A 23009-nucleotide genomic window follows, 5' to 3' on the forward strand; every position below is an offset into this window, starting at 1 on the left:
CACCTGGAAGGGCGTGACTATCTTCCCGCGCACTTTCCGGCTCCGGGGCCTTTGGGCCCTGGGGCCTTGCACGAGGAGGAATACATGCAGGTGAAGACGCTGCTGGCCGTGGCGTTGGGTGCGCTGGTGCTGGGTGTGGGCTGCCACCGCAACACCCGTGAGAGCGCCAAGGACGACATGGAGCAGGCCGCGGACAAGACGGAGGACACGGCGGAGAAGGCGGCTGACAAGACTGAGGACGCCGCCGAGAAGGCCGCGGACAAGACCGAGGACGCCGCCGAGTCCGCCGGCGACAAGATCGAAGACGCCACCGACAAGTAGCCTCGTCGGAGCGACAGCGGCCCGCTCCGGAACGTGTCCGGGGCGGGCCGCGCGCGGCTCACCGAGCCAGTCTCAGAAGCCGGTGTCGGAGGTGTAGTCGTAGTAGGACGACGTGGAGCCCCACCGGAACCAGGCGCCAGACGAGCGGCCCTGACCGCCGATGACGTTCCATTTGGCCGGCTCGCTGTAATACGTGTACTCGAAGTCCTGCCCCGAGCGGTCCGGCTGTGCGTCCTCGCTCGTGGTGATGGAGCGGGACTCCGCCGCTTCGGCAGTGGCCCCTCCGCCCCCGGCCATCAGCATTCCGGCGGCCAGCAGCGCGCTTCCGATGACGTTCCTTGCTTGCATGCGTGCCTCTCGAACCGAGCTTCGGGGTCTCACTGCTTTTCGAGGGTAACGCAGCAAAACGGCATGGCCAGGCGCGCGAGGAAGAAAGACGGCGAGTGGCTTCCCCTGAAACACCACGGCCCACTCCGGAACGTGTCCGGGGCGGGCCGCGTTTCAGCTCGGTGAGGTCACCTCAGAAGCAGGTGCCGGACCAGGAGTCGAAGTAGGCCGTCGTGACGCCCCACCGTGCATAGTAGGTACAATCACAGCCGCGCTCGCCGACGACGGTCGTCTTGGTCGCGTCTTTGTAATACGTGAACTCGTAGTTCTGCCCCGTGCAGTTCGGCAGCGCGTCCTCGCTCGTGCCGAGGTTGTCCTGCTCGACCGGCTCGGCTGTAGCGCCGCCACACCCGGCCAGCAGCATTCCGGCAACCAGCAGCGCGCTTCCCATGACGTTCTTCGCCTGCATGCGTACCCCTTGGACTGGGTTTTCTGTTTTTGCTACAAAACAAGAATAACTCATTCCGATGACATGGGGTGGCGGAAGGAGACGGACACCCGGTGAGGCGGTGCCCGTCCCTTGTCCCAGTGCGTCAGATGACGGTGCCGGTGGCCATGAAGACCACCTCCACCGCTTGCACCACGCCCAGCGAGGCGAAGCTGGCCGAGTCCACCAGCAGCGTCCACTCGCCCATCAGGCTCCGGTCATAGAAGGAGTTGCTGGCGGGGCTGGAGCCGTCCGGTGCCACGCTGCACTCGTCCGAGAAGGGCGCGCCCTGGAAGGCGGTGGAGCAGGACGGGTCGTCCAGGTTGCACACGGGCGGGCGGGACACGCAGGCGGTGAAGGGGATGTAGTGCAGCACCTGCCGCGTGGTGCCGGAGGCGTACCGGTCCTTCTCCACCAGCTCGAACTCCGCGCGGTAGTTGCCGAGCTTGAACGCATCCAGCGTGTCGCGCACCAGCACGCCCGGCACCGACGTCTTGGTGCCGCTGGCGTTGACCACGTTGATGCGCACGTTGCGCACGCGGTGGCCGTTGCGCAGCGACAGCTCCGGCGTGGCCGCCAGCTCGGCCGCCGTAATCTGGAAGCGGGCCCCCACGTACGTCGTCGTGCCGGAGAGGAGGTCTCCCAGCGACTTCATCCGGCCGAGCTCGTCCGCGGTCAGCGCGTGGAAGCGGCTGCCCGGCAGGCGCTGGTAGTACTTGGTGTTGCTCAGCACGTAGTGCGTCTTGAGCCCGTCCAGGTCCACCAGCCGCGTCATCATCTCCGGGTAGGTGAGCAGGTTGAAGTCGTACTGCGACCGGAAGGCCACCGGAATCGCGCTGTCGCCGTTGGACGGGTCGAAGGGCAGGTACTGGTACTCCGCCACGCGGATGAGCTCCCAGTAGCGCGAGGTGAGCTGGTCCAGCGTGCGCACGGCCGTGCTGTACACCTGCTGCCCGACGAGGAGCTGGTCGAACTGGCGCAGCTCCGTGCCCGCGCCGAAGGCGAGGATGGAGTTGAGCGCGTCGCGCGCCGCCACCGCGTTGCGCTGGCGCAGCAGCACCGTGTCGCGCTCCATCTGCGCCAGCTCGTACTCCGCCCGCGCCTTGGTGAGCTGGGCCTGCAGGTCGAGCAGGTCCAGGGTGATTTCCACCTGCGACTGGCTGAGGATTTCCTTCTTCACCTCGTCCGCCAGCACGCTGCGCGCCGGCTTCTTCTGGTTGCCGCTGACGACGTCCCACAGCTCCGTGCCGCCGCTCTTGAGCTTGTCCTTGAAGGGCTTGCTCTTGGCCGCGTCGGTGGCGGCCGTCTTCAGGGCGTCCCACACTCCGGAAAGGAACGAGTTGCTGTCATTGCTGGGCGGACCCGAGCCGGGCACCGACGAGGCGCTCGTCTCCGACTGGAAGCTCTTCTTCACCTCGCCCCACAGCGCGTCCGCCGCCTTGCCGCCGATGGCGGTGAGGAACTCGCCGCCGTAGGCCGCGGCCACGGTGCCCACCATGTCCAGGAGGAAGTCACCGAAGTCCTTGCCCGCGGCGTTGTAGTGCTCCTGGATGCGGGTGTCCGTCGTCTGGATGGCCTCCGTCAGCGAGGCGATGGCGGCCTTGCGGTTGTTCATGGACTGCTCCAGCGCGTTGAGCTGCGCCGTGGCCACGGCGATGCGCTGGTCCGCCACGTCGCGCTCCTGGCCCAGCGCCGTCACCTCGTTGGTCAGCTCCGTCTGGTGCGCGCCCATCCACGCGGAGAGCTGCACGGTGGTGGAGAGCGTCAGCCAGTTGCCCACCGAGCTGTCCAGCACGCCGTAGAGCGTGTTGAACTCCGAGCGGAGCTGCTCGTAGCGCACGTGCGGGTTGAGCGGGGTGTCCTTCGTCAGGCCGTGGAAGTTGCGCTGGCCCTGGAGGAAGCTGAGCTTGGTCACGTCGTGCGCCATCAGCGGGCAGAGCGCGCCGTACAGGTACACGTCCGCGAAGGGCCGGCCGGTGGGCGCCACGTCGCAGACCATCCCCGCCTGCGCGAGGATGCCGCCCATCTCCGCGATGTTCTGCGAGTAGGCGAAGGCCGCCTCCTTCAGCTCTCCGCGCTTGAAGTGGGCGTTGCCCTGCGCCTGGGCCACGCGCCAGGACTGGGGCGCCAGGAGCGCGCGCAGCATGTCCACGTCCCGCCGCGTCGCCCGCAGGGCGCGCACCGTGCCGACGGTGCCCGCGGCCCCGGCGGTGCCCGCGGTGGCCTTGGTGCCCACGAAGCACGTGCGTGTCTCGTTGCGCGGCACGCAGAGGTAGTCGTCGTAGAACTCGCAGGAGCCAGGCGGGGCCTCCTGCACCACCACTATCACCGGCGTGGAGGCCCGGTTGCCGGCGGGGCCCTTCTTGCCTCCAATCGCCGCCGCGTTCAGGAACTCGGCGCGCGTGTCCGTGTAGCGCCCGTTGTAGGGCTCGGACATGGAGATGTCGTGCCACGTCGCCAGCTTCTGCCTGCACAGCAGGTCGCCATAGAACGGGTTGCTGGAGCAGTTGGTGTCACCGCAGTCGATGCGGTAGTCCCCGTCGTTGTCCACGCCGTCCGTGCATTGCGCGACGGTGTTCTCGGTGTTGCCGCAGACGGTGCCGGCGAGCGGGCTGTTGCTGCACTGGTAGTCGTAACAGTCCTTGAAGCCGTCCCCATCGTTGTCCAGGCCGTCGCTGCACGTGGCCGCGGTGGCCTCCTGGAGGAAGGGGTAGGTCTCCGGCTCGCACGTCTTCACGTAGGGGTTGCCCGAGCAGCCGGAGTCGCTGCAGTCCACCTTGCCGTCCCCGTCGTTGTCGATGCCGTCCGAGCAGTTCACCACCGTGCGCTCGCTGCCGCAGGCGGTGGTGATTTTGGGGTTGATGCGGCACTCGCGGTCCGCGCAGTCCGCGTCGCCGTCCAGGTCATTGTCGACGCCGTCCGAGCACGCCGCGTCGCTGAGCTCCTCGAAGCCGCTGGTGAGCGCCAGCACGGGGCCGCGCCCGCAGGCGGCCAGGGGCATGCAGCCCGGGTCCGCGCAGTCGCCCAGCCCGTCCCCGTCGTTGTCGAGCAGGTCGGAGCACTCCTCGTCGCCTGACTCCTGGGTGTAGTTCACGCAGCTGTAGTCCTGCGTGTCCGTGTAGCCGTCGCCGTCGTTGTCCCTGCCATCGCCGCAGGCGTCCTCGGCGAACTCGCTGTTGGAGGGGCGGCCCTGCTGGCAGAAGCCGCGCATGCCGCACTGCGGGTCGGCGCAGTCCGTCTTCCCGTCGCCGTCGTTGTCCTTGCCGTCGCTGCACGCCTCGGCGGAGGACTCCTTCGCCAGCGGGGACCAGGTGGCCTCGGCGCACACCGTCACGTGGGGATTCTTGGAGCAGCCGTAGTCCTGGCAGTCCTTGAAGCCGTTGTGGTCATTGTCGATGCCGTCGGAGCACTGCGCGTTGTCGGCCTCCGTCACCATGTCGCACAGGGCGATGGCCGGGTTCCACCGGCAGCGCAGGCTCTGGCAGTGCAGCGCGTCGTCCATGAAGCACTGCTCGGGCGTCACCGGCGCGGACTTATAGGGCTCGTTGATGAGGCCGGGCCCGGTGAGCGAGGTGTAGCGCACGAGGACCTCGCCGCCCTTTCCTCCCTTGCCGCCGTTGCTGCCGTTCTGGGCCTGGCGGGTGATGGTGGACGTCGTGCAGCTCACGCTGGGATTGGGGCCGTAATTGCCGGTGATGGTGGCGGTGATGGTGTCGGCCTGCCCATCCAGGCCATTCCAGCCGTCATCGCCCTTCTCGCCGGTGGCGTTGACGCGCACGCCGTTGAGGACGTTGGTGTAGAGGACGAAGCTGCCCGCGTTGCGCCCGTCGCGCCCGGGGGGCAGGGGGTAGTCCGGCGGACGCGCCATGGCATTGCGGGAGCCCGGGGAGGTGCTCAGCGGAAAGCCGTTGGCGACGTAATCACCGGCGGCGATGACGAGCGTCGTGCCACCGGTGTCCACCGGGCCCGCCAATTCCACGCGCGGGGCCACGATGACGATGGCCGCATAGGGCTGGAGCGCGAGGTCCTCCGTCGAGGGGACGAAGAGCTCGGCGCAAGCGTGGGTGGTGCTGCACGCGTTGCCGGCCAGCGTCTGCGCGGTGACGACGGGGGACTGCGTGGCGAAGACGCCGTCCGCCTGAGGCAGCAGGGCCTGGTTGCCCCGGAGGAAGACGGGGTAGTTGCGCGCGTACGACGTCAACAGCCGCACCTTGTCGGTGGTCTTGTGGCGGCTGGAGAGCACCCCGCGCAGGTCATCGAAGCGCGGAGAGGGGAGCACCCGCAGCAACTCCGCCACGGTGGTGTCCATGGTCGCGGGCGGCGGGGGCAGGCCCCGCAGCTCGCTGAAGTCCATGGGCGAGGAGAAGGCCAGCGGCTGGGCCGCGGTGGCCGTCTCCAGGCCGGAGGGGGTCTCCTCTTCGGGGAGACCTGACTCACCACATGCGCTCAGGACCAGCGCGCACACCAGTGCCCAGGCCCTGTGCGGGCGAAGGCTTCGGAAGGACGTCATTTTCGATTGCTCCTTTTGCTAGCGAGCAGAACGGGGAGCGCGGGTTTTCTTCCCCCCATGGCTCGAAAATGACTCCGGCCGTGGTGCGCGGCTACCTCCCCACGCGCAGCGTGTACGTGTAGTCGATGGGCGCGCCGAAGGGGGCGAGGGCCCGGACATTCACCACGTGTTCGCCCGGTGAGAGCTGGAGCATCAGCCACCAGCCATCCGTCACGCCGCGCTGCTCGCCGCCGGTGAGGCACGGGTCGGGAATCTTCCCGATGAGGCTCGGGTCGCCGTCGAAGGTGAAGAGGCCGCTGGTGTGGCGGTGGCGGCGGACGTCGATGCGCCGTCCGTCGATGGTGACGACGAGGTCCTGCGTGCCGTTGTTGAAGTCGATGGCGCCCTGGCGGAGGAAGTCCTCCAGCGTCTGGCCCGGGGCGGGCTCGAAGGACGGGTCGGGGCAGGGGTAGTCGTTGATGATGACCCACAGCGGCACGAGCACGGGCCGGTTCTTCGGGACGCGGCAGGTGCGCTGGAACGTGGTGTCCAGGTCATAGACGGGCACGAAGAAGATGGGGCCATCCTGGTCCACGTCGCAGTCCTGCTCCAGCAGCAGCATGGGACTGCGGTCCGCGGGGACGCGGAAGTGCCAGCGGTACCACTCCTTCGACCACTCCGTCACCGTGCGGCCGTGCACGCGCGCATGGGGAGGGAGCACCACGGCGCCTCGCGCCCCCAGCGCGTCCTCCACCTGGGCCGTGTCCGGCGGTGTCTCGGTGACGGGCGTGGGCTCCTCTCCCGCGCAGCCCGCGAGCCAGCCGGTGAGCACTGCCACTGCGATGATGTCGCCCTTCATGTGTGGACCCTCCTGACGTGAGGGCTCCAAGTTAGAGAGGCGCGGCCACCCCGTATTGTACGCGCTTGTGCTGTCCGCGCCCCGCGAGCGCCGCGGCCCGGTAGGCCCCCGGCGTCACGCCCAGCGTGCGGCCGAAGTGCTTGATGAGGTGGCTCTGGTCCGTGAAGCCGCACGCCAGCGCCACCTCGGCCATGGGCAGCGGACCGGCCAACAATTCCTGCGCGCGGCGCAGGCGCAGGGCTCGCTGGTACACCTGCGGCGTCTGCCCGAGCTGGCGGTGGAAGGCGCGCACCAGGTGCCAGGGGCTGAGCCCGGCGACGCGCGCCAGCTCCTCCAGCGTCACGTTGCGCGTGGGGTCCGCGTCCAGCAGCTCGCGCGCCCGCCGCACGCCCGGAGGACACGCCGGAGCGCGTTGGCCCCGCCGCGTCAGCCCCGCGTGGCGCCGCAGCAGCACCACCAGCAGCCCGAGCAGCCGCTCCTCGCGCTCCAACGTCGCCGTCGCGCCGTCTTTCAAGGCGTCGAAGGTGCGGGTGAAGGACTCCAGCAGGTCCGGGTCCTGGAGCATGGGGGAGGCGAAGCCGGGCAGGGCTCCCGCGGGAGCCCCGGACTCCTCGGCCGCGCGGGTGAGCAGCGCGGCGGGGACGTAGAGGATGCGGTACGCCCAGCCGATGCTCGAGTCCGCGGCACGGCCTTCGTGCATCTCCCCGGGGGCGATGGCGAGCAGGCTGCCCGCCGAGGCCACGACGTGCTGCCCTTGCAGGTGCAGCGCATGGGCGCCCGCGTCATAGGCGACGAGGGAGAAGACGTCGTGGGAGTGCTTCGGGAAGGTCCACCGGGTATACGCCGCCTGGTGCAGCTCCAGTCCGGGCATCTCTGGCGCCACCCAGTAGCCGTCGCCCTCGCCTGTCTCCCGAGCCGTCCGCTGGGTGTCTCGCCGCATCGCTGCTCCTCTCGTTCGGGGACGGCCGCACGGGGCGTCGCGTCCCTGCCGGGCAAAAGAACGCTCGGCGCGGGAGGACGTATTGGGGGCGGGCCTACAACCCCGTGCATGGGAGGCGCGGACGGCGTATGGAACGGCGCGTGAGCCCTGCTGACTCCCGCGGAATCCTCTTCGACCTCGACGGCACGCTGGTGGACTCGCTGCCGGACATCATCGACAGCTTCCTCCACGGCTTCCTGCACCTGGGGCTGCCCGCACCCGCCTACGCGGAGGTGCGTGCCCTCATCGGCCAGCCGCTGGACATGATGTACACGCAGTTCGCCCCCGAGCACGTGCCCGCGCTGTGCGCGGCCTACCGCGAGCACTACCCGCGCAACTTCCTCAACCGCTCCCGCACCTTCCCCGGCGTGGAGCAGGTGCTGCGCACCCTGCGCGAGCGGGGCTACCTGCTGGCGGTGGCCACCACCAAGCGCAGCGACATGGCGCGCCGCTTCGTGGACGCGCTGGGGTTGGGCGGGCTGCTGCACCACGTGCAGGGCACGGACGGCTTCCCGCACAAGCCGGCGCCGGACGTGCTCCACCGGGCCCTCGCGGCGCTGGGCACCGGAGGGCTGTGGATGGTGGGGGACACCACGCTGGACCTGCGCGCGGGACAGGCCGCGGGCCTGCGCACCTACGGCGTCACCTGGGGCACCCACTCGCTGGACGAGCTGGCCAGCGCCACCCCCGACGAGCTGCAGCCCGACCTGGAGCGGCTCCTGGCGCACCTGCCGCCGCTGGCCTGAAGCGCGGCGTCGCGGACAGAACGGAAGGTGAAGCCCAGCGCCTGGAGGCAGCCCCGCTCCGGCGGAGGCGTGGGATGGTCGCCGCGCTCAGCTGCTTCGACACGTGCCACCCATCCACCCGGAGCCTCCATGAAGAACGTCCTCGTTTCCCTCCTCACCTGCGTGCTGCTCGCGCTCGTCACCGGCTGCAAGGGGGGAGACAGGGGCGAAGGGGCCGCGAAGCAGGACGCGGGCGCACCGGCGGCGGAGGGCAATGCGCTCACCGTCAAGGGCAGCGACACCATGGTCATTCTCGGCCAGCAGTGGGCCGAGGCGTTCATGAAGGCGCGCCCGGACCTTCGCGTCCAGGTGACGGGAGGTGGCTCCGGCACGGGCCTCGCGGCGCTGCTCAACGGCACCACCGAGGTTGCGATGTCCAGCCGCCCCATCAAGCCGGCCGAGGCCCAGCAGGTGAAGGCGCGCCACGGTGTGGAGGCGAAGGGCACGGCGGTGGCGAGGGACGGCGTCACCTTCTACGTGCACGAGTCCAACCCGGTGCGGGCGCTCAGCATCGACCAGCTCCAGGCCATCTACCTGGGGGATTTGAAGAACTGGAAGGAGGTGGGCGGCCCGGACGCGCGCATCGCCGTGTACTCGCGAGAGAACTCGTCGGGCACGTATGTCTTCGTGAAGGACGAGGTGCTGAAGGGGCAGGACTTCACCTCCGAGGCGCTGACGCTGCCGGGCACCGCCGCCGTGGTGAATGCGATATCCAAGGAGAAGTACGGCATTGGCTTCGGCGGCGCGGCCTACGGCAAGGGCATCCGGGAGCTGGCGGTGAAGGTCGGCAACGACGAGGTGGCGCCGACGGAAGCGAACATCCAGAGCGGCAGATACCCGCTCAGCCGCGACCTCTTCTTCTACACGCGCGGCGAGCCCTCGGGCCGGGCGAAGACCTTCATCGACTTCACGCTCTCGCCCGAGGGGCAGGCCATCGTCACGAAGGTGGGCTACTTCCCGCTGAAGAAGTAGCGAAGGCCGGCTCAGTCCTCCGCCTGGACGTCCTGGGGCTGCACGCCCCACTCCTCCAGCACCTGCGCCTCGTCCTGCGCGCTGCGCGTCTTCTTGAAGCGGGCGCCCGGCACGCCCTTCACGCGGCGCTCGCACGCGGCCCAGGTGGCGTGGCGCTTCACGGCGCGGCCCACCTCGCTCAGGTAGGAGTACGCCTTGCTGGAGCCATTGCGCTCGCCGGGCTTCTTCTCGGGGACGGACGTGTCGTCGGGGATGTCGCTCACCGCGATGCCGTACCCCTGCAGCGGGCCCGAGTAGAGCACGGGCGTCTTGCGTTTGGAGTAGGCGACGGCAATCTCGTCCACGCGTTCGTTGCCGGGCACGCCCACGTGGCCGCGGACGTACTTCCACTCCACGGCGGCGTCCTCGCCGGAGAAGGTCTTCTTGCGCTCGGCGAGCAGGGCCATGAGCCGCTTCCAGTAGGCGGCATTGGCCACGTCACCGCCGTCGGCGGTCTTCCACCCGCGCTTGCTCCAGCCGAAGGCCCACTTGGTGATGCCCTGGATGACGTAGGTGGAGTCCGTGAGGATGTGCAGCGGCCCCGGGGTGCGCTCCAGGTGGCGCAGTGCCTTGCCTGCGGCGGTCAGCTCCATCCGGTTGTTGGTGGTCTCCGCCTCGTGGCCTCCCAGCTCCGTCACCTGGCCGTCGGGCGTGACGATGATGACGCCCCAGCCGCCAGGGCCGGGGTTGCCGGAACATGCACCGTCGGTGAACACCAGCGTGGCGCGACTCTCCATGCCGCCACCCTATGCGGCGGTGGCCCGGGGCCGCCAGGGAGACGAACACCGGAGGTCGTCACCGGAGCACCGGGAAGGCGGCTCCCGCGCGCCGGGTGCGGGGAGCCGCCGTGGACTCGCGCGCTATGAGCGGGCGACCCGGGTGGGCGGGGTGCCGGGCGTCCCGGTGCTCGTGGCGCCGAGCTGCTCGGGACGGCTGACCTTGAGCTGGTTGTGGACGTCCTTCACGCCGAGCACCTCCTCGACGATGTCCTCGATGATGCGCTTGTCGCGGCGCTCATCGACGAAGCCCGTCAGCGTGACTTCGCCGGCCTTCACCTGCACCTCCACGTCCTCGGCGTTCACCCACCCGTGCATGAGCCGGTCGTAGATGTCCTCGCGGACGCGGTCATCCGAGCGCGTGTACGCCTTGGGCCCCTTGCCCAGCTTGCGCACGCCCTCGCGGAACCTGTCGCCGAGCCGCTCGAAGGGGCCGCGCTCGTCGGTGTCCCGGCGGAGGTTGAGCCCGTCGGTCCTGTCTCGCGCCATGTAGGTGCCGAAGCCGCGGTCCTGGCCCCGGTCGTAGCCGAGGTCCCGCTCGGACCATCCGCCCCCGAAGGTGCCCGGCACGCTGTACTGCCCGTAGCCCGGGCGAGCGTTCCAGTCGTTCCCGGTGAGGCCAGGCGTGCGGCTGTAGCCGCCCTGATTCCCCTGGAAGTTGACGCCCGGGTTGTAGTTGTAACCGCTGTTGTAATCCCGGCTGTAGTCGCGGTCCGGGTCCCGGTTGTAGTCACGGGTGTTGTAGTCGCGGGCGTAGCGGCCGGTGTCCTCGCGCATGCCCCGGCCGTAATCCTCGTAGCCGCGGCCGAAGCCGCCGCCCACGTATCCCTGCCCGCCCTGCCACGGGCCACGCTCCTGCCTTGGCCCCGGGTCGCTGCCCCGGTAGCCATCGTCCATGTCCCGCTCCCGGGCTCCCCAGCGGTCCCGGTCGTCTCCGAGGAAGCGACGGTTCTCGTAGTCCCTGTACGCCATGGCGTGCATCTCCTTCGAGCGTGCGGATGCGTGTCACGTGACGGTGACGCGTGCGGTCTGGTGTCTTTGTCGGTGTCACGTGGGGCCCGCGGCGCACGGAGGCTCGCGGGTCCTCGGCAAGACTGGGACGTCAACGCCGTGCGGCAACGGGTGACCGGAGATGCGTCGGCAGTCCGCCTGCTGTGCAGTCACCGGCCCGCGAGGCGCGTGGAGGCGGAGAATAAAGCGCGGCTCACTTCAACCGTGCGAGGTCCGCCACGGTGTCCACGTCCTCGTCCCCGCCGGGGAGGAGAACCTCCGCCACGCGTGAGGGCTCGCGGGCAATCACCCCACGCGCGCCCTGCTCGGGGCCGAGCGCTTCCAGTTCCGGGAACACGGCGCGGGAGAACAATGCCGGAACGCCTCGTGTGCCGTCGTACGTGGACGCCACCACGGCCGTGCCAGTCCTCCGCCACGTCTCCACCAGCGCCTTCAGGTGTGCGGCGTCCACACGGAGCTGGTCGCACAGCATGACGAGCACGGCGTCCATGGACGAAGCCTCGTGCCGGCGGGTGAGCGCGTGCACTCCCGCGACGAGCGAGCCGCCGGGACCCGCCGCCCACTCCGCATGCTCGACGACGTGTACCGGCAGCCCGAGCAGCTCGACGGCCACGGCCTCATGGTGCGCGCCGAGTACCACCACCACGGGGCCACACTCCGCCGCGAGGGCTGCTTCCGCGGCCCGGCGCACCAGCGTCTTTCCCTCGTGAAGCACGAGCTGCTTCGGACGCCCCAGCCGCGACGAGCCACCGGCCGCGAGCACCACCACGCCCACCGTCACGCGAGCTTCCGAGCCGGAGGCGTCGCCGCTGAATGGATGGGCGCCTGTCGCTCGCGCAGCTTGCCGCCGTCGCGGTCCGCCACCACCGCCTGCAGCTCCGAGACGATGGACAGGGCAATCTCCTCAGCGCCCTCCGCGCCCAGGTCCAGTCCCACGGGCGCGTGCAGCTTCTCCAACTGCGCGGGCGTGGGCGGGGAGGACAGTTCCGCGAGCAACCGCTCCGTGCGCGAGCGAGGCCCCAGCACACCCAGGTAGCGCAGCTCCCGGGACAGCAATCGCGGCAGCAGCTCGCGGTCCTGCGGCAGGCTGTGCGTCATCAGCACCGCGAGCGTGCGCGGCGGCAGCGTCAGCGCGTCGACCGCGTCACGAGCCTTCGCGGACACCACCGCGTGCGCCAGGGGGAAGCGGCGCCGCAGCGTCTCCGAGGGCCGGTCCGCGACGACGGTGACCTGCCAGCCCAGGCTCGCGGCCTGCGTCACCACGGGCGCCACGTCGAAGCCGCTGCCGAAGAGCACCAGCGGATGCGGCGGGTCCACCACCTCCACGAGCACGTCCGCGCCACCGCACGGGCCGCTCCAGGTCCGTCCCGCCTCGAGGGCCTCGCGAGCCGCCTCGCGCACGGCCTCGCGCAGCGCTCCGGACAGGTCTCCCGCCTCCGTGCCGTCCGCGCGCACCAGCAGTCGCGAGCCCACGGCGCTGGCGGGGCCCCGGTACACGGTGGCCACCACCGCGCGGCGTTCCGCCAGCCGGGCCTCGGCGGCGAAGGTGAGCGCCTCCCCGGGGCCGGGCTCGAAGCGCTCCAGCAGCACGTCCACCACGCCGTTGCACCCGAGCGCGAAGGACAGGCTGCCCTCCTCCTCGGCGTTGTCGCCGGTGGAGTCGTAGCGCAGCAGGCGCGGGCCGGTGCTCGTCCAGAAGAAGGCCTTGCGGACGATGTCGGCCTCCAGGCAGCCGCCGCTCACGCCCCCGGCCAGCCACCCGTCCTCGCCCATCAGCATGCGAGCACCGGGCTTGCGGTACGACGAGCCGGACACGGCGACGACGGTGGCCAGCACCAGCGGACCTTGGGCGCGCTGCCGGGCCCGGAGGATGGCGTCGAGGTCTTTCATGTCGGGAAGGCGTCGGTGCGCATGGAGCGGTTACGGGCCCCGAGATTATCACCGCACCTCCTGGAGACGCCGCCCGCACGACGAGTTGTCGTCATGCCGACGATGCGTCCCGGCGGGTGTGCGCGTCAGCCGGCGGGCCTGCGTCCCAGGCCCTGCGCGAACCCGCACCTGGATTGTGGGCGTGCGACGTGGAGCGCCTCCTCGCGTGCGAGTGTGCCGCAATCTGCTTTCCTCCGCGAAGGTCCGAGAGGATGCTTCGTGCGACAGGTCCCATCACCAGGGGGCCTCGGAGGGCCGAGGATGGGAGTCGAGTCCCGCCGAACCGTCGAGCTGACGTCCGGCGCGAAGCAGCACGAAGGGCCGTCGCATCACCCACCTCGCATCCGGCAGCAGTGGGCCGCGTTCAACCGCGTGCGCTCCACCCAGCTGCCGGTGCCCGGGCCGGAGGAGTGGCGCCCCGAGCATGCGGAGGTCCTGCGCGAGCAGCGCCTGCGGCAGGCCGAGGCCGAAGCGCGGGAGGCGCGGGGGACGGGCAGGAATGTCCTCACGTGCTGGCGCCAGATGCCGGACCTCCCGGAGGACGCCTCCGTGCTGGCCGTCGAGTGGGCCTTCGAGGGGCCCGCTCCCCGGGCGACGCACGAGGTCGATGACGAGGTGGCCTTCCGGAAGGCCGTGGACGCGCAGCTCGGGCGGGAGCGGCGCTGGGGGCTGTGGAAGCGCATCCTCTTCGCCTTCCTGATGTTCCCCTGTGTGTTCGGCGGCGTCGGAACGTCACTCCAGGGCCCTCTCGGGGATGGGTCGGTGCCAGGCGCGCTGCTCGCGTATGCCGGCTTCACCGCGCTGTGTACGGTGCCCTGGAGCCGGGAGACCCGCCGCCTCGCGGCGCGGCGGTTCGCGGAGCAGTGGCCGGATTACTGGCGCGAGGCCCTCGCCGCCCACACGGCGCACGCGACGTGGCCGGAGCGGGAGCGCGAGCGGGTGGCGTGGACCCGGAGGGTCCTGGCCGGCGAGCACGAGGCCGTCCTGGAGTCCGTGCAGCGCGAGCTGGAGGCCCTGGAGCTGCCCTTCGCGTCCCGGTGCGAGGTCCACCTCGACGGCGCAGCGTGCGCCTTCCTCGCGGTGGACCTTCCCGAAATCGACGACGTCGTCCCCGAGGTGAAGCAGCGCATGCGGTGGGACGGGACGGTCGAGGAGACCGGGCGCAGGACGAAGGTGGAGCGCCACGAGGACTACCTCCGGCTGGTCGCCGGGCTGGGACTGCTGCTGGCCCGGACCACCTTCATGGCCGCGCCCACCATGCGCTACGTCGCGGTGGCGGGCTTCACGCAGCGGCGCCAGGGGGGCAGTGGCGCTCTCGCGTCCGAGTTCGTCTACGAGGCCGCCTTCACCCGTGAGGAAGCCACCTCCTGGCACCCGGCGACGGTCGACCCGGTGCGGGTGCTCCAGGCGCCCGCGAATCGCTTCTCCCTGGGGCCCGACCAGAAGCTGTGGCGAATCGACCCGCCCGGCTGGTGGGTTGCGCCTCCGGAAGCGTGACGCGCGGAGCGCCTGGGGCTGGATGAATCTCCAGACCTGAGGTGTAGTTCCCATCCGCATGCCCGTTTTGCGCTACGTCTTCACGCTGAATGCCGTGCGTGAGCTCGGCCGCCTGGCTCCGGACATCGCTCGTGCGAGAGCGGAGGCTTCCTGGGAAGAGTGTCTCCAGGGCATCCGCGAGGCGTGCACGCTGTCGCTCGGCATGGAGTTCGACACGCTGGTGTGCTTCGACGCGCGCTCCGTGGTCCGCCTGTTCGCGCACGCGGAGCAGGCGCGCATCCTCGCCCGACTGGTGGACGAGCGGGCGCGGGCCTTCGCGGAGCGGGGCCAGTTCCAGCAGGCGCTGGAGGACACCGTCTACGCGGGGCAGTTGCTGACCTGCTCGCGCCAGCGCTTCGGCGTGGCGCGGGACGCGCATGCCGCCCAGACGCTGGAGCGCGAGCTGCCCGCATTGCCCGAGCAGGGCTGAGCCGCGCCCCTCACGCGGCGACGCGGGCCCGGGGACGGCGGACGCGCTCCACGCCGCACGCCACCGCATGGCGCGCGAGCGCGGCATCGAGCGCCGCGTCGTCCAGCTTCACGCCCTTCTCGCGCCAGAGGTTGTCCACGTGCAGCGTGTCCTCGCGCACGCGCGCCTCCAGCCGGCCCACCAGCGCTCCCTTGTGCAGCAGCGGGCACACGTACCAGCCCCACTGCCGCTGCGCGGCGGGCTTGTACACCTCCCACACGTAGTCGAAGCCGAACGCCAGGCGCACCAGCCCGCGGTCCCACAGCACCGGGTCCAACGGCCCGAGGATGCGCATCCGGTCATCCGGCTCCGGGAAGTCGCGCGCGCGAAAGCCGCTGGGCGCCAGGTAACGCCGGGGCGAGCCCGGCACCGCCACCTCCTCCAGCACGCCCTCCTTCACCAGCGTGTCCGGCAGGGGCGAGGTGCGCACGTCGGTCAGCGTGGACCAGTGCGGTCCGGTGACGCGGCTGAGCAGGCCCGCGGCCTCCACGCGCTCCACGAGGGCCCAGCGCCCGAAGGTCTCGTCCACCGGCGCGTCCGCGAGGCGGGGCAGGGCGCGGCGGGGCACGTCGTACACCTTGCCGCCCGGAGCGCGCCCGCACACCACCACCTGGCAGCGCGTCCAAAGCACCTCCAGGGCCATGGCGGTGGCGCGGCCGGTGCCCTTCCAGCCACTCCAGTCCAGCGGCACCACGGGCCCGTGGTCCGTCAGCGTCTTCGCGGAGGCCGGGCCCAATTCCTCCACCTCCTTCAGCACCGCGTGGAGCACCGCCTCCGGCACGCGCTTGAGCCGCTCCTCCAATCGCCACCAGGGCGCCTGGGCGGCGCGCTCGCGGTAGTAGGGGAAGGCGCTGACGGGCAGCAGGCAGCGCTCCTTGGCGAAGTGCTCGAAGGCATGGCCCGGCATCAGGTGGCGGTACACGTCGCCGCGGACGAGGCCGTCCACGCGCGCCAGCGCCACGAGGTCCGCGTTGGTGCCGATGACGTCGAGCGGGTCCAGCTGGATGCAGCGCAGCGCCTTCAGCAGGGCGCGTACACCGCGCGCGCCCGGGGGCAGCGCCGTCCGGGCCAGTCCGAGCTGGCCCACGAGGTAGCGCCGCGCTTCATCCGGGTGCAGCGTCGCGGCGGGAGGCAGGGAAGACGGAGGCACGGAGCGGGACGTTAACAGCCCCCCGCTCCCGCGCCTCGCCTTCCGAGCGACGCGTGGCTACTCCCGCTGGGAGACCGGCTCCTCGCCGCGCCTGCGGGCCTCCTCGTCCTCGTCGGGGCTGCGGGACTCGGGCTCCGGCTCCAGCCGGGCCTGGCGCTCGCTGGCCTCCCAGGACTCGTCCGCGTCGCGGGCATGCACGCGGGCGGCGGCCTCGTCGTCCTGCGAGCCCGTCCACGTGGTGTGCCCTCCGGCATAGCCCTCCAGCGGGCGGGGGCCCCGGCGGGACTCCACGTCCAGGTCCTTCCGCTCCTCCTCGCGCAGCCGCTCCCGCTCCTGCTCCCGCTCCCGCTGGTGCTGCTTGTCGATGGGGTTGTCCGCCATGGTGCTGTCACCTCCAGCCCCAAGGTGCGGCCCGCCCTGGAGGATGGCAGCGGGGGAGCGGCCGCTCGCGCCTGGCCGCATGCCCGGCGTACACCCGGGCACCGGACCGCGCGCGGCTCACCGCATGCGCAGCACGACCTTGCCCGTCGCCTTCCGGGTCTCCAATTCGCGCAGCGCCTGCGCCCCCTGCTCCAGCGGGAAGACGCTGCCCACCACCGGCTCCAGCACGCCCTGGTCCGCCATCGCCTCCAAATCCTTGGCGATGGTGGGCGTCAGCGACGGCTCATGCAGGAGGAAGCCGCCCCAGGCCACGCCCACCACGTCGATGTTGCGCAACAGCAGCCGGTTCACCTGCACCTCGGGGATGCGGCCGCCCGCGAAGCCCACCACCAGCAGCCGTCCCTCGGGGGCCAGGCACTTGAGGCTCTTGTCGAAGATGTCGCCGCCCACGGGGTCCAGCACCACGTTGGCCCCCATGCCGCCCGTCTTCTCGCGCACCTGGGCCACCCAGTCCCCGGTGGACAGCAGCACCTCGTGCGCGCCGGCCTTCCTCGCCACCTCGGCCTTGCGCTCGTCGCTCACGACGGCGAAGACGCGCGCGCCCGCGCCCCGGGCCACCTGCACCGCCGCCGTCCCCACGCCGCCCGCCGCGCCGTGGATCAGCACCGCGTCGCCCGACTTCACCCGGCCGCGCCGGTGCAGCGCGAAGTGGGCCGTGTGGTAGTTCATCACCACGCCCGCCGCCGCCTCGAAGCTCCAGCGCGCGGGGATGGGGAACACCATCTCCGGTTGTATCGCCGCGACCTCCGCGAAGCCGCCCAACCCGAAGCTGAACGCCATCACCCGCTGCCCCGGCTTCACCGCCGAGCGGGCCGGCGCGCTGCGCACCACGCCCGCCACCTCCACGCCCGGCACGAAGGGCAGCGCCGGCTTCATCTGGTACTGCCCGCGCGTGAGCAGCAGGTCCGGGAAGCTCACGCCCGCCGCCGCCACGTCGATGAGTACCAGGTCATCGGACTCGGGCTCTGGGATGTCCACGAGCTGGAGTCCATCCGGTCCGTCCAGCCGCTGCAGTTGCAGTGCGCGCATTGTCTGTCTACCTCCAGGGTGGGGCCCTAACGTAGCGCGGAAAAAATGCCCCTCGTCAGGGCTCGCGCGTTCGACGCGTCTTTCTCCTCGCAGGCAAGGTCGACGGCGGCATCGCCCGACACCGAGCCACCTCTTTTGAAGCGCCCGGCTGGTGAGGCCCTACACGCACTCACTGTTGGTTCGAATCCAACTTCCGCCACCAACGGCGGAATAGCCAAATGGTAAAGGCACTCGATTCATACTCGAGCTTCACCCGATGGCTTCACTCCTCGGGCGCTTCAATACCTCACACGTTTCGACGTCCGGCCGGAGTGGCCCTACACGCACTGGGTGCTTGAAGTCGCCGGTTCGAATCCGGCTCTCCCGACTGCTTCCGGGGGATAGCTCAGCGGTTAGAGCGCGAGCCTGAAACTCACGGCTACTCCACTCGGACGTCAGCTTCCTTCCCGTCAGCTCCCGGCCCGGCCGCGCGATGCGGGTGCCCCACGGCACCCCGTCGACGCGGCCTGGACGCGTTTCCCCGGGCCGGCTTCGCGCGCGGACCCTGCCAACGTCCGCCCGGCCACGGGCTTTCTTCGAAAAAGGCGCGGATCTGGATGTGACCTGTCACGTTCTGCCGTAGTCTCAACTGACTCGGACGGGTACTTCTAAGCCCATGGAACTTTTAGGCTTCCATGACAAAGCTTGAATTCTGAGAATAGGTGACAGCGTGAAATAATCGCGCAACCTTGAAATCCCCGTCACCTCCGTGCGACCATGCTTCCTAATCTTTCCGCTTAGGAGGATTACATGGTGCAGAGCAAGCGAGTACGCGGAGTACTTGGAATCGCGGCGTTTTCCGTCGTTGTCGGTTGCAACGAGTCCACCCCTGCTCCCGAGGCCAACAAGCCCGCGGAAGCTGCCCACACGGCGGCGCTGGAGAATGGGCAGAACGTAGTGTCGAAGGACGGGGCGGGAATCGCCACGTTCATCACGGGCAACCTGGCCCCGGCGCCGGAAATCCCGGCCGAGGGCGCGGCGTCCCTGCAGCGCGATGCGCTGGCTCCGGTGGTCGAGGCCCTGGCCCCGGCGTTCCACCTGGCCCCGGCCAACCTGGTCTTCACGAAGGGCTACACGGATCCGCAGGGCGACAGCCACTTCCGGTACGCCGTGCGTCACAACGACCTCCCCGTGTTCGGCGGTGAGTTCCGCCTGCACGTGCGTGCCGGGCAGGTCATCGCGGCGAACACCAACGTTCGCAGCGACCTGAAGGCGGACGCCAAGCCCACCATCCCCGCCGAGGCGGCGCTGTCCTCGGCCGCGTCGGACCGCGAGACGGTCGCGGGCGCCGTCACCAGCCCCGAGACGGAGCTGGTGTACTTCCGTGACGGCGACGAGCTGCGCCTGATGTACAAGCTCGTGCAGACGGGCGAGAAGGCGGACGGCACGCCTGTGCGCGACATCCTGCTGGTCGACGCGAAGAGCGGCGACGTGCAGCTGCGCATCCCGCAGATCAAGGAGGCGCTCAACCGCCGCCTGCACAACCTCAACCACGGCACCTCGCTGCCGGGCCCCGTGGCCCGCGTCGAGGGTGGGGCTCCCGTGGCCGACGCGGTGGTCAACACCAACTACGACCACCTGGGCACCGTCTACAACTGCTACCAGACGCTGTTCGGCCGCGACTCGCTCAACAACGCGGGTGGCATGCTCATCAGCTCGGTGCACTACAGCAACAACTACGTGAACGCCTTCTGGGACGGTACCCAGATGGTGTACGGCGATGGCGACGGCGTGAACGCCTCGAACCTGGCCAACTCGCTGGACGTGACGGCGCACGAGCTGACGCACGCCGTGACGGAGAACGAGTCGGACCTCATCTACTCGGGTGAGTCCGGTGGTCTGAACGAGTCCATGTCGGACATCTTCGGCGCGGTCTGCGAGTGGTACGGCGACGGCTCCGGTCCTGTGTCTCCCCGCCACTGGCTGGTGGGCGACGACGTCTGGACGCCGAGCATCCCGAACGACGCGCTCCGCTACATGAACGACCCCGTGCTGGACGGGGACTCGCTGGACTACTACCCGAACTACGGCTCGGGCGTGGACGTGCACTACAGCTCCGGTATCTCCAACCTGGCGTTCTACCTGCTGTCGCAGGGTGGCACGCACCCGCGCGGCAAGACCACCCAGGTCGTCGCGGGCATCGGCATCGAGAAGGCCGGCCAGATCTTCTACAGGGCCAACAGGGACCTGCTCCTGCCCTCGTCCAACTTCGAGGCCGCGAAGACGGCCACGGAGCAGGCGGCGGCGCAGCTGGGCTACGACGCGGCGACCATCGCCTCGGTGAGCAACGCGTGGAAGGCCGTCGGCGTCGGCGTGCCGATTCCTCCTCCGCCGACGGACCCGCTCGAGAAGGACCTGCCGATCACGGGCATCTCCGGCTCCAGCGGCTCGCTGAAGTACTACAAGGTGACCATCCCCGAGGGCGCGTACGACCTGACGTTCACGCTGTCGGGTGGCACGGGTGACGCGGACCTGTACGTCCGTTACAACAACGCGCCGACGACCACCTCGTACGACTGCCGTCCGTACCGCTCGGGCAACGAGGAGACCTGCGCGTTCGCGGCTCCTTCGCATGGCACCTGGTACGTGATGCTGCGCGGCTTCAGCGCCTACGCCAACACCTCGCTGAAGGTGACCTGGAAGGGTGGCTACATCCCGGTGACCAGCGGCGTGCCGTACAAGTACTTCAGCGGCGCGGCGGGCTCGTCCACGGTGTTCACCATCACCATGCCGGAGCGCCGTCCGGGCACCGGCAAGAACAGCCTGTACGTGTCGACGGGCGAGGGCTACGGCAACCCCGACGTGTACGTGAAGCTCGGCTCGGCCCCGACGAAGTCCGACTACGACTGCCGCAGCGTGAAGGAGCACATGTCCGAGACGTGCAACCTCCTGAACGTGCCGGCGGGCAAGTACTACATCGAGGTCTTCGGCGCGAAGGGCGGCTACGAGGAGATCGCCTTCATCGCCTCGTACCTCCAGTAGTCAGCCGTCTGAAGTGACGGCGCGGCGAAAGCCGCGCCGTTGAGGCCCCGGGTCGTCCGCTCAGGCGGGCACCCGGGGCTTCGGCTTTTCAGGGAGTGGGTTGCCTCAGAGCGGCCGCACGGCCGGGCCGGGGAGGATTTCCCGCATGAAGCGCTCCAGACTGCCGCCGCCCCGGTGCTTCCACTGCATGGGGTAGCCGAGCGACACCTCCTCGAAGCGCACGCCGTCGCGCCACAGCGTCGCGGGCATGTGGAGGTGCCCGGAGACGACCACCTCCGCGCGGAAGCGCGTGTGCCAGTCCTCCGTGCGCTTGGTGCCGCACCAGATGGAGAAGCGGGGGATGCGCGGCAGCCGCACGTGCTCGTAGCGCAGCGGGTAGTGGTTGATGAGCACCGTGGAGCAGTCCGCGGGCAGCGCCTGCAGGCGCGCCAGGGTGGACTCCACGCGCGCGGCGCACCAAGCGGACCGGCTGAGGTAGGGCTCCGGGTGCAGGAGCACCTCGTCCGTGCACAGCAGGTCCTCCTCCCACGCCCACTCCAGCGCCTTCTCCGCCGGCACGTGGTCCGGGCGGAAGGAGTAGTCGTAGCCCAGGAACATGGGCACCAGGACGCGGGGCGGCCCCTCGCCGGGCCAGCGCGGATAGGGGTCCTCCGGCGTGAGCGCGCCGTAGCTGCGGCACAGCGCCACCAGCCGCTGGTAGCGCGCCTCGCCGCGCAGGGGCGGCTGCTCCGACGGCATCGTCCACAGCTCGTGGTTGCCCGGCACCCAGAGCACCTGCCGGAAGCGCTCGGTGAGGGTGCGCAGCATCAGCTCCATCTCCGCCAGCGTCTCCCCTACGTCGCCCGCGACGATGAGCCAGTCCTCCGGATGCGCGGGGATGGACTGAAGGGCCTGCTTGTTGTCGGGGTGGCGCAGGTGCAAATCACTGATGGCGTAGAGCTTCATGGTGCGAGGGAGGGACCTTACCGCGTGCCCCGGGCGCCGTCGTCCCCGGCGTGCCCTTCGGGTTGCCGCCGGATTGGGTCATCATCCCCCGAGCCCGGAGAGGAGCGCGGTGAAGTGAAGGACTACTACGTTCGTTTTCCCGCCCTGCCGCTGACGCGGTCCGACGTCATGGCGCGCCTGGCGCCCGTCTTCCAGGGGGAGGAAGTCCTGCCGTCCGACGAGGACTGCGAGGAGCTGGCGCTCGAGGCCCGGCTCCAGATGCACGTCTGGACGGGACGCACGGCGCAGTGCCGCGGCGTGGCGGAGGCGCTCGCGCGGGCGGAGGACTGGCAGGGGGTGGCCATCCACTTCCGGTATGCCGTCGGGCCACTCCACTGTTCCATGTCGCTCCTGCTCTGGAACTACCACCGGAGGGACTTGACGACCGTGGCCCTCTACGAGCCCACGGACCTGTTCGACCTCCAGAAGGAGCACCCCGCGGCCTGGGCCCGCGCCAGGCGGCTCTTCCTGTCCATGGGCCGCGCGCTGGAGGCGTCCTTCTGCCAGCTCGAGTGCGACCCGGACCTGGGCACGCCCACGCTCTACGAGGTGTCCGGCGTCCTGGAGCGAATCCTCACGGACGGCGCAGTGCCGTACTTCCTCGCGGCGCGCCCCGAGGTGCTGCCCGAGGCCCTCGACGCGGTGCGGGCCGGCCCCACCTGCCGCGTCCTCCGCGAGCAGGACTACGTGGTCATCGAGGATGCCCGGATGGGCACCCCCGGAGAAGAACAGGACGGAGGAGCCGGGCGGCCTTGGTGAGGTGGGCCACCTTGAAACCGTGCCGGATGGAGTGCTGCACGTCTTTCGGCCGGCTCAATGTGTTGGACTCCAGAGAGAGCCGAGAGGGACGCAGTCCCACGCTCTTGGTAGGCCGCCCGACGTGCAGAGTCGCTTCCCAGCCACCCCCTCACGCCGGGCTGCCGACCACCCCCGCGCCCAGCGCGCGCAGTAGCGCATACAGCTCCGACGGCGGCGCGGCGCGGTCCATCCAGGTGATGCCGCGCGCTCGTGGAGTCCTCGGCGGCAGCGCCGTGTGGAGCGCGCAGGCGGTGCGCGGGTAGCGCGCGCGCACGTGCTCGAGCAGGCACAGCCCGTCACCATCCGGCAACAGCTCACTGCTCACCACCACCGCGGGAGGCTCCTCCCGCACGAGGGCGAGCGCCTCCGCCACGCCGCGCGCGAAGCGCTTGCAGCCCGGCAAGTCCCTCACCAGACGCCGCAGCGCCGCGAGCGAGCGCGGGTCTTCGTCCACGAACAGGAAGGTCAACATGGTCTTCGCGTCCACTGCGCAGGACCCGTGAGGTGGGTGTGATGCACGGGGTCACCAGCCTACAAGACTACCCAGGAAGTTCTTGGATGCCAACCTCTCAAGTCATATCGACATAGGCGGACCCGGTAGGTTAAC

21 protein-coding genes and 1 tRNA gene are annotated in these 23009 nt (G+C 70.3%); 8 read left to right on the forward strand and 14 right to left on the reverse strand.

The window, feature by feature from the left end; genetic code table 11:
* Nucleotides 1–84 precede the first annotated feature (84 nt).
* The gene (locus G4D86_RS49570) at nt 85–321 is read left to right on the forward strand and encodes a UxaA family hydrolase (RefSeq protein ID WP_164002707.1); all 237 of its coding nucleotides are present in this window, start codon (nt 85–87) and stop codon (nt 319–321) included.
* Between the two features lie 72 nt (nt 322–393).
* Here G4D86_RS49570 and G4D86_RS49575 read toward each other — a convergent pair whose 3' ends face one another.
* From G4D86_RS49575 to G4D86_RS49595, 5 genes are all read right to left on the reverse strand, one after another.
* Nucleotides 394–669 (reverse strand): hypothetical protein, encoded by a 276-nt coding sequence (locus G4D86_RS49575; RefSeq protein ID WP_164002708.1) that lies wholly within the window; start codon nt 667–669, stop codon nt 394–396.
* A gap of 172 nt (nt 670–841) precedes the next feature.
* The gene (locus tag G4D86_RS49580; RefSeq protein ID WP_164002709.1) at nt 842–1117 is read right to left on the reverse strand and encodes a DUF6289 family protein; all 276 of its coding nucleotides are present in this window, start codon (nt 1115–1117) and stop codon (nt 842–844) included.
* A gap of 124 nt (nt 1118–1241) precedes the next feature.
* On the reverse strand, nt 1242–5645 hold the full coding sequence (locus G4D86_RS49585; protein ID WP_164002710.1) for a hypothetical protein: 4404 nt from the start codon (nt 5643–5645) through the stop codon (nt 1242–1244).
* A gap of 91 nt (nt 5646–5736) precedes the next feature.
* A complete protein-coding gene (locus tag G4D86_RS49590; RefSeq protein ID WP_205520402.1) occupies nt 5737–6483 on the reverse strand; it encodes a hypothetical protein in 747 nt (248 codons plus the stop codon).
* 31 nt (nt 6484–6514) lie between these two features.
* Complete coding sequence (locus G4D86_RS49595; protein WP_164002711.1) at nt 6515–7423, reverse strand: AraC family transcriptional regulator; 909 nt, start codon at nt 7421–7423, stop codon at nt 6515–6517.
* A 140-nt stretch (nt 7424–7563) separates the two neighbouring features.
* Here G4D86_RS49595 and G4D86_RS49600 point away from each other — a divergent pair, with 140 nt between their 5' ends.
* Both G4D86_RS49600 and G4D86_RS49605 read left to right on the forward strand, forming a co-directional pair.
* Nucleotides 7564–8208 (forward strand): HAD family hydrolase, encoded by a 645-nt coding sequence (locus G4D86_RS49600; protein WP_164002712.1) that lies wholly within the window; start codon nt 7564–7566, stop codon nt 8206–8208.
* 129 nt (nt 8209–8337) lie between these two features.
* Nucleotides 8338–9219, forward strand: a complete 882-nt coding sequence (locus G4D86_RS49605; protein ID WP_164002713.1) for a phosphate ABC transporter substrate-binding protein — start codon at nt 8338–8340, stop codon at nt 9217–9219.
* 11 nt (nt 9220–9230) lie between these two features.
* On the opposite strand, the gene G4D86_RS49610 is transcribed toward G4D86_RS49605, so the two are convergent.
* From G4D86_RS49610 to G4D86_RS49625, 4 genes are all read right to left on the reverse strand, one after another.
* Entirely contained in the window at nt 9231–9995 is a 765-nt protein-coding gene (locus G4D86_RS49610; protein ID WP_164002714.1) for an RNase H family protein, read from the reverse strand.
* A gap of 123 nt (nt 9996–10118) precedes the next feature.
* The gene (locus G4D86_RS49615) at nt 10119–11006 is read right to left on the reverse strand and encodes a BON domain-containing protein (RefSeq protein WP_164002715.1); all 888 of its coding nucleotides are present in this window, start codon (nt 11004–11006) and stop codon (nt 10119–10121) included.
* A gap of 232 nt (nt 11007–11238) precedes the next feature.
* On the reverse strand, nt 11239–11826 hold the full coding sequence (locus G4D86_RS49620; protein ID WP_164002716.1) for a nucleotidyltransferase family protein: 588 nt from the start codon (nt 11824–11826) through the stop codon (nt 11239–11241).
* Nucleotides 11823–12935, reverse strand: a complete 1113-nt coding sequence (locus G4D86_RS49625) for an XdhC family protein (protein WP_164002717.1) — start codon at nt 12933–12935, stop codon at nt 11823–11825. The genes G4D86_RS49620 and G4D86_RS49625 overlap by 4 nt, the downstream gene beginning before the upstream one ends.
* A gap of 300 nt (nt 12936–13235) precedes the next feature.
* Here G4D86_RS49625 and G4D86_RS49630 point away from each other — a divergent pair, with 300 nt between their 5' ends.
* Both G4D86_RS49630 and G4D86_RS49635 read left to right on the forward strand, forming a co-directional pair.
* On the forward strand, nt 13236–14471 hold the full coding sequence (locus G4D86_RS49630; protein WP_164002718.1) for a hypothetical protein: 1236 nt from the start codon (nt 13236–13238) through the stop codon (nt 14469–14471).
* Between the two features lie 58 nt (nt 14472–14529).
* The gene (locus G4D86_RS49635) at nt 14530–14940 is read left to right on the forward strand and encodes a hypothetical protein (RefSeq protein ID WP_164002719.1); all 411 of its coding nucleotides are present in this window, start codon (nt 14530–14532) and stop codon (nt 14938–14940) included.
* A 10-nt stretch (nt 14941–14950) separates the two neighbouring features.
* Here G4D86_RS49635 and G4D86_RS49640 read toward each other — a convergent pair whose 3' ends face one another.
* From G4D86_RS49640 to G4D86_RS49650, 3 genes are all read right to left on the reverse strand, one after another.
* Nucleotides 14951–16129 carry a DNA glycosylase AlkZ-like family protein gene (locus G4D86_RS49640; protein WP_205520403.1) on the reverse strand — a complete coding sequence of 393 codons (1179 nt, stop codon included), beginning with the start codon at nt 16127–16129 and terminating at the stop codon, nt 14951–14953.
* 57 nt (nt 16130–16186) lie between these two features.
* Nucleotides 16187–16510, reverse strand: coding sequence for a hypothetical protein (locus G4D86_RS49645; RefSeq protein ID WP_164002720.1), 324 nt, complete (start codon nt 16508–16510; stop codon nt 16187–16189).
* A gap of 117 nt (nt 16511–16627) precedes the next feature.
* Nucleotides 16628–17599 (reverse strand): NADPH:quinone oxidoreductase family protein, encoded by a 972-nt coding sequence (locus G4D86_RS49650; RefSeq protein ID WP_164002721.1) that lies wholly within the window; start codon nt 17597–17599, stop codon nt 16628–16630.
* A 206-nt stretch (nt 17600–17805) separates the two neighbouring features.
* Here G4D86_RS49650 and G4D86_RS49655 point away from each other — a divergent pair.
* Together G4D86_RS49655 and G4D86_RS49660 are read left to right on the forward strand one after the other, a co-directional pair.
* Nucleotides 17806–17966, forward strand: a tRNA-Met gene (locus tag G4D86_RS49655).
* Between the two features lie 422 nt (nt 17967–18388).
* Complete coding sequence (locus G4D86_RS49660) at nt 18389–20620, forward strand: M4 family metallopeptidase (RefSeq protein ID WP_164002722.1); 2232 nt, start codon at nt 18389–18391, stop codon at nt 20618–20620.
* 105 nt (nt 20621–20725) lie between these two features.
* Here the strand turns inward: G4D86_RS49660 and G4D86_RS49665 are convergent, their stop codons facing one another.
* Nucleotides 20726–21565, reverse strand: a complete 840-nt coding sequence (locus tag G4D86_RS49665) for a metallophosphoesterase family protein (RefSeq protein ID WP_164002723.1) — start codon at nt 21563–21565, stop codon at nt 20726–20728.
* A 114-nt stretch (nt 21566–21679) separates the two neighbouring features.
* Here G4D86_RS49665 and G4D86_RS49670 point away from each other — a divergent pair, with 114 nt between their 5' ends.
* Nucleotides 21680–22363, forward strand: coding sequence for a hypothetical protein (locus G4D86_RS49670; protein WP_164002724.1), 684 nt, complete (start codon nt 21680–21682; stop codon nt 22361–22363).
* 148 nt (nt 22364–22511) lie between these two features.
* Here the strand turns inward: G4D86_RS49670 and G4D86_RS49675 are convergent, their stop codons facing one another.
* Nucleotides 22512–22874 carry a response regulator gene (locus tag G4D86_RS49675; RefSeq protein ID WP_205520404.1) on the reverse strand — a complete coding sequence of 121 codons (363 nt, stop codon included), beginning with the start codon at nt 22872–22874 and terminating at the stop codon, nt 22512–22514.
* Nucleotides 22875–23009 lie beyond the last annotated feature (135 nt).

The organism is Pyxidicoccus caerfyrddinensis (genome assembly GCF_010894405.1).
Taxonomy (GTDB): domain Bacteria; phylum Myxococcota; class Myxococcia; order Myxococcales; family Myxococcaceae; genus Myxococcus; species Myxococcus caerfyrddinensis.